11 protein-coding genes and 2 tRNA genes are annotated in these 13,100 nt (G+C 58.5%); 9 read left to right on the forward strand and 4 right to left on the reverse strand.

Annotated features, from left to right (window positions below; all coding sequences use genetic code 11):
* Nucleotides 1-65: 65 nt before the first annotated feature.
* A complete protein-coding gene (gene ppsA / locus H8L67_RS05005) occupies nt 66-2,435 on the reverse strand; it encodes a phosphoenolpyruvate synthase (protein WP_220380638.1) in 2,370 nt (789 codons plus the stop codon).
* A 70-nt stretch (nt 2,436-2,505) separates the two neighbouring features.
* On the opposite strand from ppsA, the gene ppsR reads away from it, so the two are divergent.
* The 9 genes from ppsR (at nt 2,506) to H8L67_RS05050 (ending at nt 8,256) form a co-directional block, all read left to right on the forward strand.
* Nucleotides 2,506-3,327, forward strand: a complete 822-nt coding sequence (gene ppsR, locus H8L67_RS05010) for a posphoenolpyruvate synthetase regulatory kinase/phosphorylase PpsR (RefSeq protein WP_220380639.1) — start codon at nt 2,506-2,508, stop codon at nt 3,325-3,327.
* A 42-nt stretch (nt 3,328-3,369) separates the two neighbouring features.
* Nucleotides 3,370-3,855, forward strand: a complete 486-nt coding sequence (locus tag H8L67_RS05015) for a DUF1249 domain-containing protein (protein WP_220380640.1) — start codon at nt 3,370-3,372, stop codon at nt 3,853-3,855.
* A 54-nt stretch (nt 3,856-3,909) separates the two neighbouring features.
* Nucleotides 3,910-3,985: transfer RNA gene (locus H8L67_RS05020), tRNA-Ala, on the forward strand.
* Nucleotides 3,986-4,068: 83 nt separating this feature from the next.
* Nucleotides 4,069-4,144, forward strand: a tRNA-Glu gene (locus H8L67_RS05025).
* Between the two features lie 110 nt (nt 4,145-4,254).
* Complete coding sequence (gene bamJ, locus H8L67_RS05030) at nt 4,255-5,157, forward strand: BamJ family beta-barrel-assembly machinery protein (RefSeq protein WP_220380641.1); 903 nt, start codon at nt 4,255-4,257, stop codon at nt 5,155-5,157.
* 68 nt (nt 5,158-5,225) lie between these two features.
* Nucleotides 5,226-6,026, forward strand: coding sequence for a BamJ family beta-barrel-assembly machinery protein (gene bamJ / locus H8L67_RS05035; protein WP_220380642.1), 801 nt, complete (start codon nt 5,226-5,228; stop codon nt 6,024-6,026).
* A gap of 57 nt (nt 6,027-6,083) precedes the next feature.
* Nucleotides 6,084-7,436, forward strand: a complete 1,353-nt coding sequence (locus tag H8L67_RS05040) for a UDP-glucose dehydrogenase family protein (RefSeq protein WP_220380643.1) — start codon at nt 6,084-6,086, stop codon at nt 7,434-7,436.
* On the forward strand, nt 7,433-7,645 hold the full coding sequence (locus tag H8L67_RS05045; protein ID WP_220380644.1) for a SlyX family protein: 213 nt from the start codon (nt 7,433-7,435) through the stop codon (nt 7,643-7,645). Before H8L67_RS05040 ends, H8L67_RS05045 begins: the two co-directional genes overlap by 4 nt.
* A gap of 5 nt (nt 7,646-7,650) precedes the next feature.
* The gene (locus H8L67_RS05050; protein ID WP_220380645.1) at nt 7,651-8,256 is read left to right on the forward strand and encodes a DUF2058 domain-containing protein; all 606 of its coding nucleotides are present in this window, start codon (nt 7,651-7,653) and stop codon (nt 8,254-8,256) included.
* Between the two features lie 21 nt (nt 8,257-8,277).
* Here the strand turns inward: H8L67_RS05050 and metH are convergent, their stop codons facing one another.
* The 3 genes from metH to H8L67_RS05065 are packed head-to-tail and all read right to left on the reverse strand — an operon-like array spanning nt 8,278 to nt 12,985.
* A complete protein-coding gene (gene metH, locus H8L67_RS05055; RefSeq protein ID WP_220380646.1) occupies nt 8,278-10,956 on the reverse strand; it encodes a methionine synthase in 2,679 nt (892 codons plus the stop codon).
* On the reverse strand, nt 10,953-12,059 hold the full coding sequence (locus H8L67_RS05060) for a homocysteine S-methyltransferase family protein (protein WP_220380647.1): 1,107 nt from the start codon (nt 12,057-12,059) through the stop codon (nt 10,953-10,955). Before H8L67_RS05060 ends, metH begins: the two co-directional genes overlap by 4 nt.
* The gene (locus H8L67_RS05065) at nt 12,056-12,985 is read right to left on the reverse strand and encodes an ArsR/SmtB family transcription factor (protein WP_220380648.1); all 930 of its coding nucleotides are present in this window, start codon (nt 12,983-12,985) and stop codon (nt 12,056-12,058) included. Before H8L67_RS05065 ends, H8L67_RS05060 begins: the two co-directional genes overlap by 4 nt.
* Nucleotides 12,986-13,100 lie beyond the last annotated feature (115 nt).

The following is a 13,100-nucleotide window of genomic DNA, read 5'->3' on the forward strand; positions in this document are numbered from 1 at the left end:
CTCCATCTCCGATGGAGAGGGTGCCCCCAAAGGGGGCGGGTGAGGCGCTTTCCAGCGCACAACAATTATTTCTTGCTACCAGCCAACCTCAACCAAGTATCCACCACAGTATCGGGATTCAACGACACCGACTCGATACCCTCATCCATCAGCCACTGTGCAAGATCCGGATGATCACTCGGCCCTTGACCGCAAATACCCACGTACTTGTTCTTGCGCTTGGCGGCACTGATCGCCATGGACAACATCTTCTTGACGGCGGGGTCGCGTTCGTCGAACAACTCCGCGACGATTGAGGAATCGCGATCCAAGCCCAAAGTCAGCTGGGTCATGTCGTTCGAACCGATCGAGAAGCCATCGAAAATATCGAGGAATTCGTCCGCCAACAAGGCGTTGGAGGGCACCTCGCACATCATGATGATCTTGAGACCGTTTTCGCCCTGTTTCAGGCCGTTCTTGGCCAGCACCTCGATGACCTTCCGGCCTTCGTCCAAGGTGCGCACGAACGGAATCATGACCCACAGGTTGTCGAGCCCCATGTCTTCGCGCACGCGTTTGACGGCGCGGCATTCCAGTGCGAACGCTTCGGTGAAGTTCGGCGAAATGTAACGGCTGGCCCCGCGGAAACCGATCATCGGGTTTTCTTCGTGCGGCTCGTAGCGCTTGCCGCCGATCAGATTCGCGTATTCATTCGATTTGAAATCGGACAAGCGCACGATGACCGGATTCGGTGCCACCGAAGCGGTAATCGTCGCAATGCCTTCCGCCAAGCGATCAACGTAGAAGTCGACCGGCGAAGCATAGCCCGCGATTTTGGCGTTGATCTTGTTGCGGGTCTCAGCATCTTGGCTGTCGAATTCGAGCAGCGCCTTCGGGTGAATACCGATATGGCTCGCGATGATCATTTCCAGACGCGCCAAGCCGATGCCTGCATTCGGCAATTGACCGAAATCGAAGGCGCGTTCGGGGTTCGCGACGTTCATCATGATCTTGAGCGGCGCGGGCGGCATGTTGCCGAGATCGGTGGTGGTGCGTTCGAACGGCAACTGACCCGCATAAATGAAGCCGGTATCGCCTTCCGCGCAACTGACCGTTACCGCTTGGCCGTCTTGGATGGTGTCGAGGGCATTGCCGGTTCCGACCACCGCCGGTACACCGAGTTCACGCGCGATGATCGCGGCGTGGCAGGTGCGACCGCCACGATTGGTGACAATCGCTGCGGCACGCTTCATCACCGGTTCCCAATCGGGGTCGGTCATGTCGGCAACGAGCACGTCGCCCGGCTGCACGCGGTTCATGTCTTCCAAGGTGCGCACTACGCGAGCGACACCGGCGCCGATCTTTTGTCCGATCGCGCGACCTTCGCAAACGATGTCGCCGCGCTCGCCGAGGGTGTAGCGTTCCATCTGCGTGGCTTTGGCGCGCGATTTCACTGTTTCCGGTCGTGCCTGCAAGATGTAAAGCTTGCCGGTATTGCCGTCTTTGCCCCATTCGATGTCCATCGGACGACCGTAATGTTGCTCAATCACCAAAGCCTGTTTCGACAGCTCTTGGACATCGGCATCGGTAATGGAGAAGGCATTGCGAAGTTCCGACGGCGTGTCTTCCGTGCGTACGCGTTCACCCGGCACATCCGAATAGACCATGCGCAACTGCTTGCTGCCGAGGGAGCGGCGCAGAATGGCCGGCTTGCCTTGTTTCAAGGTCGGTTTGTAGACATAGAATTCGTCCGGGTTGACGGCGCCTTGCACCACCATTTCACCCAAGCCGTAGCTTGAGGTGACGAACACAACGTCGCGGAAACCTGATTCGGTATCCAGGGTGAACAAGACCCCGGACGCGCCGATATCCGAGCGCACCATTTGCTGGACGCCGGCAGACAGGAACACGTCCTCATGGGCAAAGCCGTGGTGGACGCGATAGGCGATGGCGCGATCGTTGTACAGCGATGCGAACACTTCTTTGACCTTGTGCACGACATCATCGGCACCGGTCACATTGAGGAAGGTTTCTTGTTGGCCCGCGAAGGAAGCGTCGGGCAGGTCTTCCGCGGTGGCGGATGAGCGCACGGCAACCGCCATGTCGGTGCTGCCGGCTTCGGCGCACATTTGCGCATAGGCCGTACGGATGTCGGCATCAAGGTCCGGCTGCAGCGGCGCATCGATCACCCAGCCGCGGATCTCCGCACCCGCACGGGTCAACGCCGGCACGTCTTCAACATCCACCGTGGCGAGCTTGTCGTAAATGCGCGCGTGCAGGTCATTGTGGGCAATGAACGCCTTGAAGGCATCGGCGGTGGTGGCGAAACCGCCCGGGACGGACACGCCGAGATCGGCCAATTGCCCGATCATTTCACCCAGAGAGGAATTTTTGCCGCCGACTTGTGCGAGGTCGGTCAAGCGAAGGTCTTTCAGCCAGAGGATGTTGGCGCTCAAGGCGTACTCCGTTTATGGTTGGGGCTGCAGCAAGAGTTCGATATTTTAGCAGGGTCGCAAAGGGATCTTTATGCCGGGTGCACGTCCAATTTTCTATGTCTCCGATGGCACCGGCATCACAGCGGAAACCATCGGCCACAGTTTGCTGACGCAATTCACTGAAACCGAGTTCAAAAGCGACCGCATGCCGTTCATCGATACGGATGCCAAAGCGCATGAGGCGGCGCGCAACATCCGGGCAGCCGGCGAGGCGGCCGGAGAGCGGCCCGTGGTGGTGAGCTCCTGCGTGAATCAAGACATTGCCGAGATCATTGCCGGCAGCGGCGCGTTGGTACTGGACATCTTTGAGCCGTTCATCGCACCACTTGAACGTGAGCTCGGTAAATCGCGCCAACCGCGCGTGGGTAAAGCGCACGGTATCGTCAACTTCGACAGTTATCACCAGCGCATCAATGCGATGAATTACGCCTTGACCCACGATGACGGCGTGCGTCTGGATTACAAGGATGCCGAGGTGATCCTGTTGGGCGTTTCGCGGGCAGGGAAGACACCCACCTGTGTCTATCTCGCATTGCATCACGGCGTTCGCGCCGCCAACTATCCGCTCACGGAAGAGGATCTGGAAACCGATCGCCTTCCGGCCAAATTGCGGCCCTACAAAAACAAGATTTTCGGTCTCACGATCGATCCTGATCGTTTGCACCAGATCCGTCAGGAACGACGTCCGGATTCTCGCTATGCCGCGTTGGACACCTGCAAGCGGGAAATTGCGGCCGCCGATGTGATTTTTCGCACCGAGGGCATCCCCGTTCTGTCCACGACGCATGCCTCCATCGAAGAAATTTCCAGCCGCGTGTTGGAAGCCTTGGGCATCAATCGTGAGATGTACTGAAAGACTTGTTGAAGAAAGATATTTCGCCTATATATCGCTGCAATGACGAAAATTCTTGACCGCACCGATCAATGGGCACGCCTCAGCAGTTTTCGATGGCTGATGGGTTTGTACGCCGAGAATCACGTCAAGCTCGAAAAGTTGTTTGCCCCGGCGCAACGCGCACCCGGCACGTATTTCTCGCAAGGCTCGGACGGTTTGATCGTTCGCGCGGATGTGCTCGAGCAACATCGTTTCACTACCGAATTGCGGCTGACGTACACGGTGGAAGACCCGGAAACGGGCACCTTGGATCCGTCTGCATTCATCCGCGCGTATCGGGATGCGCATCAGGCCGAGGCGACCCATTGCAGGGCAGGGCGAAACTGGCAAGACGCCATCGGCATGTTCCCGCCGCCGGAAAAAATGATCGACCATCGCCTGCGAATGAACATTTTTTTGGGTAAATGGCTGGACTATTTGGCGTCTCAAGGGCATGCTGCAGATAGCTTCGATGCCAGCCCGCTGCACGAAGCTTCGGTGGCATGAAAAAAATGCTTGACGGACTATAAAGACCTCGGTATTCTTTCGTGCTTCCCATCCGGGGCCATAGCTCAGCTGGGAGAGCGCCTGCATGGCATGCAGGAGGTCGGCGGTTCGATCCCGCCTGGCTCCACCAAGTTTCAAATGTTTCAAGCTGTACCGTTTCAAGGTTTGTGATTAGGCCCACGAACTGGCTGTAAAACTCAAAGTTGTATCTGCGTCCCCATCGTCTAGAGGCCTAGGACATCACCCTTTCACGGTGGCGACCGGGGTTCGAATCCCCGTGGGGACGCCACTATTCCAAAAAGACCTGCCGAAAGGCGGGTCTTTTTTTGTCTGTGATTTATGTCCGGGATTCAGGCGGAATCATTCACAATACGGACAGAGAGAACGCTGGAGTAAGTAATGCGCAAAACATTGGGCCTGATCCTGATCGCCGGGGCCTTGATGACGACGTCTGCCTTTGCGGCGGACAAAACGCTTAAGAACGAGCGTGAGAAGTTCAGCTATATGGTGGGCATGGACGTCGGCAAGTCCATCGCGCCGGCGGCCGCGGACTTGGATCCGGCGGCGCTGGAGAAGGCGATTCGCAATGCTTTGGCCGGCAACAAACCCCTCGTATCCGGGGCGGCGGCGACGCGCGCCAGCGAGGTCATGAAAGCGCGGGTGGCCAGCCGCAAACGCGGCAAGAGTGTCGGTGCCTTGCCGAAGGATGTCAGCAAGCAGACCATCTCCTACTTGGTGGGACACGCAGTGGGTACGCCGCTGACGGAAATGAAAGCGGACTTTGATCTGGCGCCGTTGATGCAAGGTGCGTTGGACCGCATGTCGGGTCAGAAAACCCAGTTGAGTGACGACCAAGCCGCGGCACTTCGAAACGCCTACATCCGTAAAAACATCGATGATGCGGCGCGCGCGGGCGCGGACTACAAACGCGCGAACGAAGCCTTCTTGCAAAAGAACAAGGCCGAAGACGGTGTGACAACCACCGCCAGCGGGCTGCAATACAAAATCTTGAAGCAGGGCGCGGGTGCGGCGCCCTTGCGTACCTCCACTGTGCGGGTGAAATACGAAGGACGCCTCATTGATGGCAGCGTGTTCGATGCCACCGAAAATGCGCCGGCGGAATTTCCCTTGAACCGTGTCATTCAGGGCTGGACCGAAGGTTTGCAGCTGATGAAACCCGGTTCGAAGTTCCGGTTTTTCATTCCCGCCTATCTGGCCTATGGCGAAAAAGGCGCATCTTCGTCCATTCCGCCGAACTCCACCCTGATTTTCGATGTCGAACTTATCAGCGTGGTTCGATAAACCCGCGCGATCTCTGGATAATGTCCCCATGCCGGTCTGATGCCGGTTCTAAACAGGAGCAACAAACGATGTCGATTCGCAAAGTCGCCTTGCCGATGCTGGCAGCCGCAACCGTGGCCTTGATGGGTTGTAACAAGCCCGACGGTGCCGGAAACAAAGATGATGCCAAGACGGGCGCCGCGGCCGATGCCAAGGACGTCGCCAAAACAGATATCCCCGGGCTCAAAACAGAACGCGAACAAGTGAGCTACATGGTGGGTCTCGACATGGGCCGCACCTTGAAGCCGGCGAAAGACGATATCGACCTCGACACCATGATGAAAGGTATCAAGGACGAATTGGCCGGTGGCAAGAAATTGATGGACGAAAAGCAAGCCGACGCGATCCGCGAAGCCTTCGGTCAAAAGATGCAAGCCAAGCAAATTGCCGAGATGTTGGCTGACCAGAAAAAGAACGCCGAAGCAGGCGCGAAATTCCTGGCGGAAAACGGCAAGAAGGAAGGCGTGAAGACCACGGCCTCGGGTCTGCAATATTCCGTCATCACTGAGGGCACCGGCCCGAAGCCGAAGGCCACCGATTTCGTGAAGGTCCATTACAAGGGCACCTTGCTCGACGGCAAGGAATTCGACAGCTCCTACACCCGCAATGAGCCGACCATGTTCCCGGTCAACCGCGTGATTCCGGGTTGGTCCGAAGGCGTGCAGTTGATGCCGGTCGGCAGCAAGTACAAGTTCTGGATTCCTTCGAATCTCGCCTACGGCGAGCAAGGCACCCCGGGCGGTCCGATTCCGCCGAATGCCATGCTGACCTTCGAGGTCGAACTTTTGAGCATCGAAAAAGCGCCGCCGATGCCCAAGGGCGCGAAGTAATAGATCCACCAAGCAACGGCCCTCGCGGGCCGTTGCACTAATAAGGATGTTGCCAGCATGAAAGTCGTCATTTTCGGTACCGGCTATGTGGGATTGGTCACCGGCACCTGCCTTGCCGAGGTCGGACACGATGTCACCTGTGTGGATATCGATATCGCCAAGGTGGAAGGTTTGAACAACGGTGTGATCCCCATCTATGAGCCGGGCCTGGCGCCGATGGTGAAGGACAATCACGCATCCGGACGTCTGAATTTCACGACCGATGCCGTCGCCGCCATTCAAACCGGCGACGTCATTTTTATTGCCGTTGGCACGCCGCCCGACGAGGACGGCAGTGCCGATCTTCAATACGTGTTGAAGGTGGCGAGCACCATCGGCGAAAACATCCATCGCCCGGTCATTGTTGTCAATAAATCCACCGTGCCGGTGGGTACCGCGGACAAAGTCCGGGCCGAGATCGAACGCGCATTGAAAGCCCGGAACGCCTCGGTCAAATTCGATGTGGTGTCCAATCCCGAATTCTTGAAAGAGGGTGATGCGGTCAAAGATTGCATGCGTCCTGATCGGATCGTGATCGGTGCCGACAATGAAGATGCAGTCATGGTGATGCGTCGCATCTATGCGCCTTTCAATCGCAACCACGACCGAATGGTCACCATGGATATCCGCTCAGCCGAACTGACCAAATATGCCGCGAACGCCATGCTCGCGACCAAGATCAGTTTCATGAACGAGATCGCCAATATCGCCGAGCGCGTCGGTGCGGATATCGAGCATGTCCGCAAGGGCATCGGCTCTGATCCGCGCATCGGTTGGCACTTCATTTACCCGGGTGCCGGATACGGCGGTTCGTGTTTTCCCAAAGACGTACAGGCTTTGGAACGGACTGCGACTCAGGTCGGCTACCGCGCGGAATTGCTCGGTGCGGTAGAGGCGGTCAATGACCGTCAAAAGTCCCATCTGTTCGAACTGATGGTGCGCCACTATGGCAGCGCGCAAGCGCTTCGCGGCAAGAACATCGCACTGTGGGGCCTGGCATTCAAACCCAACACCGACGACATGCGCGAGGCGTCCAGTCGCCGTTTGATCGCATTGCTGCTCGAAGCGGGCGCAAAGGTTCGCGCTTACGATCCTGAGGCGGCGCACGAGGCCAAACGCATTTTCGGCGACGTCGCCGGTTTGGAGATTGTGCCGCGCGCGACCGATGCGTTGGCGCAGGCCGATGCCTTGGTGATTGTCACGGAGTGGAAGCAATTCCGCAGCCCCGATTTCAATGCTTTGGGTCATGCCTTGGCCGATCGCGTGATTTTCGACGGGCGCAATTTGTACGAGCCGGCGGAAGTCGAGGGCCACGGTTTGGCGTACTGGGCGATCGGACGCGGCCGTTCGACGCGCGTGGAGCCCGAATGACCATCGAAGACCGTTTGATCGAACTTGAATCGCGCGTGGCGTTTCAGGATCACACGATTCAAGCATTGAACGACGCCTTGGCTGAAGCACGCATGGAATTGGGCAAGCAACAATTGGTGCTCAAACGCGTTGTCGAGGAGTTGAAATCCGCACGGGGCGCCGGCGTCAGTATTGATGCCGCAGACGAACCGCCACCTCCGCATTACTGAAAGCCATGACAGATTCATTGCGTGATCAACTCATGGGCCTGGGTTTCAAACAATCCACGCCTGAGAAGAAGCCCGCGGCCAAATCCGCGCGCGGAAAGCCCCACACACCCAAAGGTTCCGGAAACCGATCGGATGCGTCGAAAAAGCCCCGCGGACAGCGGCCGCCGGGCAAGGCAACGTCAAGCGAGGAATTCGATCTTGCCCGGGCGTACGCGGCACGCAACGCGCAAGAGCAGCGCGAACGGGCCGAGGCGGAACGCTTGGCGCAAGAACAGGCGCGTTTGAAGCGCGAGGCGCGCGCCAAGCTCAATGCGTTCCTGACCGGCAAAACGTTGAACGACGAAGCGGCGGAGATTGCACGACATTTCGAATATGGCGGCAAGATCAAACGCGTTTACGTCACTGAGAGCCAGCTCAAGGCATTGAATGCCGGCGAGCTCGGCGTCGTGCAGCAGAACGGCCGTTATTTGTTGGTCACTGCGGAGACCCTTTCGGAAGCCGAGAAGATTTTCGCGCAGGCCGTCGCGTTAAAGATCGATCCGGGAGCGCCTACCGAAGACGACCCGTACAGTGATCCCGCCTATCAGGTGCCAGACGATCTGGTCTGGTGATCGCGCGCCGCGTGGCGGCGCTTATTCGGGATCGTAATCAAGGTTTGCAGCGAGCCAACGTTCGGCTTGCTGCACGCTCACACCTTTGCGTTGCGCATAGTCCGCCACCTGCGTTTTCGAGACGCGACCCAAGACGAAATATTGGGATTTGGGATGGCTGAAATACCAGCCTGAGACCGCCGCGGCGGGCGTCATCGCGAAATTCTCGGTTAAACGCATGCCGGTGTTGGCTTCGACATCGAGCAAGTCGAACAAACTGCGTTTCTCACTGTGTTCGGGGCAAGCGGGATAGCCCGGCGCCGGGCGAATGCCTTGGTATTGCTCGCCGATCAGTGAGTTGCTATCCAGGTTCTCGTCGGATGCGTAGCCCCAGTATTCCTTGCGGACCTTTTGATGCAAGCGTTCAGCGAACGTCTCCGCCAACCGGTCCGCCAAAGACTTCAACAAGATCGCGTTGTAGTCGTCGTGGTCTGCTTCGAACTTTTGCACATGCGCTTCGATGCCGATTCCGGCGGTGCAGGCGAAGGCGCCGATCCAATCCTGCTTGCCGGAATCCGCGGGTGCGACAAAGTCGGCCAGACAAAAGTCAGGACGTTCAACCGGCTTGTCGACCTGCTGCCGAAGGAAATGCAGGGTTTTACCGTCTTCAAGTACGACGTCGTCGCCGACCGCGTTGGCGGGAAACAGCCCGATGACCCCGTTTGCGGAGAGCCATTTTTCTTCGACGATGCGCTTCAGCATCTTCTTGGCATCCGCAAACAGTTCGCGCGCCTGCGCGCCGACGATCTCATCGTCGAGAATGTCCGGGAAGCGGCCAGCCAATTCCCAGGCGTTGAAAAACGGGCCCCAATCGATCAACTCGACCAAATCGTCGAGCGGATAGTCGGTGAAGACCGTGATGCCGGGCTTCAACGGCGTCGGCGGCGTATAGGCATCCCATCCGCCGTCGAACTTTTGCGCGCGCGCTTTCTCCAGCGAGACCAATCGCTTTGCGTCGCCGCGATTGCGGTGGCGTTGGCGGATTTCCGCATAGTCGGCGTCGTTCGCCGCCATGAAGGGTGCGCGCAGTTCCGGCGAAATCAAAGATTGCGCCACGTTCACGGCGCGCGAGGCGTCTTTCACCCAGACGGTCGGCGAGGTGTAATGCGGATCGATCTTGAGCGCGGTGTGGGCGCGCGAGGTCGTCGCGCCGCCGATCAACAACGGAATCTTGAAGGATTGGCGTTCCATCTCGCGAGCCACATGGCTCATCTCTTCCAGCGAGGGCGTGATCAAACCCGACAGGCCGATCAAATCGGCATTTTCTTCGCGCGCCCGATCCAAAATTGTTTGCGCGGGCACCATCACCCCAAGGTCGATCACCTCGAAGTTGTTGCAGGCGAGCACCACGCCGACGATGTTCTTGCCGATGTCGTGCACATCACCTTTCACCGTCGCCATGACCACCTTGCCGTTGGACTTTCCAACGTCGCCAGTCCGCAGCTTCTCGGCTTCGATGTACGGCAGCAGATGCGCCACGGCTTTTTTCATGACACGCGCCGACTTCACCACTTGCGGCAGGAACATTTTTCCGGCGCCAAACAAATCGCCGACCACGTTCATGCCGTCCATCAAGGGGCCTTCAATCACATCCAGCGGACGCGTTGCTGCAAGGCGGGCTTCTTCGGTGTCCAGTTCAACGTATTGATCGATGCCATGCACCAAGGCGTGACTGAGGCGCGCTGCGACGGGCGCATCACGCCAGCGCAAATCTTCGACCTTCTTTTCGCCTTTCTTGCCTTTGAACTTGTCGGCGATCTCGAGCAAGCGTTCGGTGGCGTCGCTGCGACGATTCAGCACCACATCTTCAACGCGCTCACGCAATTCGGGATCAAGGTCGTCATAAAGGGGCAGGGCGCCCGCGTTGACGATGCCCATGTCCATGCCGGCTTTGATGGCGTGGTAAAGGAAGACGACGTGAATGGCCTGGCGAACGGTTTCGTTGCCGCGGAAGGAAAAGGACACATTCGAGACGCCGCCGGAAATATGACTCAGCGGGAAGCGGCGTCGCAGTTCCCTGGCCGCCTCGATGAAGTCAACCGCGTAGTTGTCGTGTTCTTCGATACCGGTGGCAATCGCGAAACAGTTCGGGTCGAAGATGATGTCTTCCGGCGGAAAACCGATCTCTTCGGTCAACAGGGCATAGGCGCGCGCGGAGATATCGATCTTGCGTTCCGCGGTGTCCGCCTGGCCGACCTCATCAAAGGCCATGACGACGACGGCGGCACCGTAACGGCGGACGAGCCGCGCTTGGCGCAAGAATTCCGCTTCGCCTTCCTTCATCGAAATGGAATTGACAATGCCTTTGCCCTGCAAACACTTCAGGCCGGCTTCGATCACGCTCCATTTGGACGAATCCACCATCACCGGAATGCGCGCGATATCGGGTTCGGCGGCGATCAAATTCAAGAACTCGACCATCGCTTTCTCGGAATCGAGCAGGCCTTCGTCCATGTTCACGTCAATGATCTGCGCGCCGTTCTCAACTTGCTGGCGCGCGACGACGACCGCTTCGTCCAGACGTCCTTCGAGAATCAGTTTCTTGAACTGCGCACTGCCGGTGACGTTGGTGCGCTCACCGACGTTGATGAAGTTGAGCTCCGGTGTGATCACCAACGGCTCGAGACCCGACAGTCGTGTCTGCCGGCGCAAATCGGTCATGCTGCCGCCTCCATGCGCGGAATTTTTCTGGGCGCGACACCGTCGACGACGGCGGCAATGGCGGCGATGTGCGCGGGCGATGTCCCGCAACAGCCGCCGAGTACATTGACCAGCCCCGCGCGTGCAAACTCGCCTACGACTTCGGCCATGTCCTCAGGCGTTTCGTCGTAGCCGCCAAAGGCATTGGGTAATCCCGCATTCGGGTGGGCGGAAATATGGGTGTCTGCCACGGCTGCGAGTGCGGACACGTGCGGCCGCAATTCTTTCGCGCCCAAAGCGCAATTCAAGCCGATCGCCAAGGGCTGGGCGTGACGCAATGAATACCAAAATGCTTCCGCGGTTTGGCCTGAGAGGGTTCGTCCGGATGCATCGGTGATGGTGCCCGAAATCATGACCGGCATGCGCTTGCCGAGCGCGTCAAAAGCCTCTTCAATGGCGAATAGCGCCGCTTTGGCGTTGAGCGTGTCGAAAATGGTCTCCACCATCAGGATGTCGGCACCGCCTTCAATCAGTCCGTCGGCGGCCTCCCGATAGGCGGTGCGCAATGCGTCGAACGACGTGGCGCGGTAGCCGGGCCGGTTCACGTCCGGCGACAGCGATGCGGTTTTGCTGGTCGGTCCAAGAACCCCGACCACGAATCTCGGCTTCCCGGGCGTTTCCCCTTCGACAATCGCACACGCTTCACGCGCAAGGCGCGCGCCTTCACGATTGAGCTCGCGTACCAAATGCGTCAGCCGGTAGTCGGCCAACGACACCGAGGTTGAGTTGAAGGTGTTGGTTTCAATGAGATCCGCGCCGGCGCGCAAGTACTGCAAGTGGATGTCGCGAATGATGTCGGGTCGGGTGAGCGTCAACAAGTCATTGTTGCCGCGTTGGTCATGCGCTTCACAGCCGCAACCGGCGCCGTGTACATGGCTGCCGTCCGGAGCAAACAGACTGTCATAGCCGTCCGAAAAGCGGTCGCCGCGATAGTCGGCTTCGGTTAATTCGTGCGCTTGAATCATGGTGCCCATGGCGCCGTCCAAAACCAGGATTCGAGACGCCAGGGCAGCGCAAAGGGCGTCGGCGCGCGCGGCATCCAGCCAGGGAAGGGTGTGACTCATGCCTTGTGACCGATCAAAGAAATGACTTCAAAATGCGGCGGGCGGCGTTCACGCGTGACGGATTCGAGGCCCTCTGAGTTCAGTCCGGCTTTATCCATGAATTTGCGTAGCTCTTTACTGGTGAAGCCGTGGTTCAAGTGGCCGAACGGTTCAACGGCGGTCGCGTGCGCATGTTTGCGCAAACTGCTCAGCAATACGCGGCCGCCCGGGCGCAGTACGCGTGCAGCCTCTTTCACTGCGGTGGCCGGATCACGCGAATAGGTCAGTGCGTGCATCAGCACCACCAAGTCGAAGCTGCCCGCGTCAAACGGCAAGGCATGCATATCGCCTTCGCGGACTTCCACGTTCGGAAAAGGCTTTAATCGGTCGGCTGCGGCATTCACCACGCGGCGGCTGGCATCTAGACAGACGTAGCGTTTCGCGTGGGGGGCAAGCAGCTCGGCCAGCACGCCGTCGCCCGATGCAATGTCGAGCACGTCACCGGCATCCAGCAGCGGCAGTGCGGAGCGCGCCATGGCTTCCCAAGTGCGACCCGGTGAGTAATGTCGCTCCATGTCACCGGCGACACCATCCGCCCAGTTTTGCGTATCGGCGCGATTCGCCAACACACCGGGGAGGCGTCGTGCATCCTGATCCAGCAACGGGTCATTGCTGCTGTCACGCAGTAGCGCCCACAATCTGGCTTGTGCCTCATCCAGCGTATCTTCGTCGAACCGGTAATAGGCGGATACACCCGAACGACGATCACGAACCAAGTTGAACTCTTTCAGCTTGGACAGATGCGTGGAGACGCGTGGCTGGGCAAGACCGGTAATCGCGGCAAGTTCGGCGACCGTCAGCTCTTCGCGTTCCAGCAGCGCGAGCAAACGCACGCGTGTGGTGTCGGCGAGTGTCTTCAGATGGTTCGACCAAGTGTCGAGATCCATATATATCTCTTTATACGGATTAAAAGATAATTGTCGCGCGAATCGGCGGAATGTTCAAGCAGGAGAGCGGTTCCGCAACCGGAGGGCTACAATTCATCTTTGTCCGAAAATTTGA

Source organism: Lysobacter soyae (genome assembly GCF_019551435.1).
Taxonomy (GTDB): domain Bacteria; phylum Pseudomonadota; class Gammaproteobacteria; order Xanthomonadales; family Xanthomonadaceae; genus Solilutibacter; species Solilutibacter soyae.

What these genes read in the sequence shown, in the direction of transcription:
- ppsR (WP_220380639.1), top strand. Translation starts at nt 2,506, where the DNA reads ATGCCGGGTGCACGTCCAATTTTCTATGTCTCCGATGGCACCGGCATC.
- H8L67_RS05015 (WP_220380640.1), top strand. Translation starts at nt 3,370, where the DNA reads ATGACGAAAATTCTTGACCGCACCGATCAATGGGCACGCCTCAGCAGT.
- bamJ (WP_220380641.1), top strand. Translation starts at nt 4,255, where the DNA reads ATGCGCAAAACATTGGGCCTGATCCTGATCGCCGGGGCCTTGATGACG.
- bamJ (WP_220380642.1), top strand. Translation starts at nt 5,226, where the DNA reads ATGTCGATTCGCAAAGTCGCCTTGCCGATGCTGGCAGCCGCAACCGTG.
- H8L67_RS05040 (WP_220380643.1), top strand. Translation starts at nt 6,084, where the DNA reads ATGAAAGTCGTCATTTTCGGTACCGGCTATGTGGGATTGGTCACCGGC.
- H8L67_RS05045 (WP_220380644.1), top strand. Translation starts at nt 7,433, where the DNA reads ATGACCATCGAAGACCGTTTGATCGAACTTGAATCGCGCGTGGCGTTT.
- H8L67_RS05050 (WP_220380645.1), top strand. Translation starts at nt 7,651, where the DNA reads ATGACAGATTCATTGCGTGATCAACTCATGGGCCTGGGTTTCAAACAA.
- metH (WP_220380646.1), bottom strand. Translation starts at nt 10,956, where the DNA reads ATGACCGATTTGCGCCGGCAGACACGACTGTCGGGTCTCGAGCCGTTG.
- H8L67_RS05060 (WP_220380647.1), bottom strand. Translation starts at nt 12,059, where the DNA reads ATGAGTCACACCCTTCCCTGGCTGGATGCCGCGCGCGCCGACGCCCTT.
- H8L67_RS05065 (WP_220380648.1), bottom strand. Translation starts at nt 12,985, where the DNA reads ATGGATCTCGACACTTGGTCGAACCATCTGAAGACACTCGCCGACACC.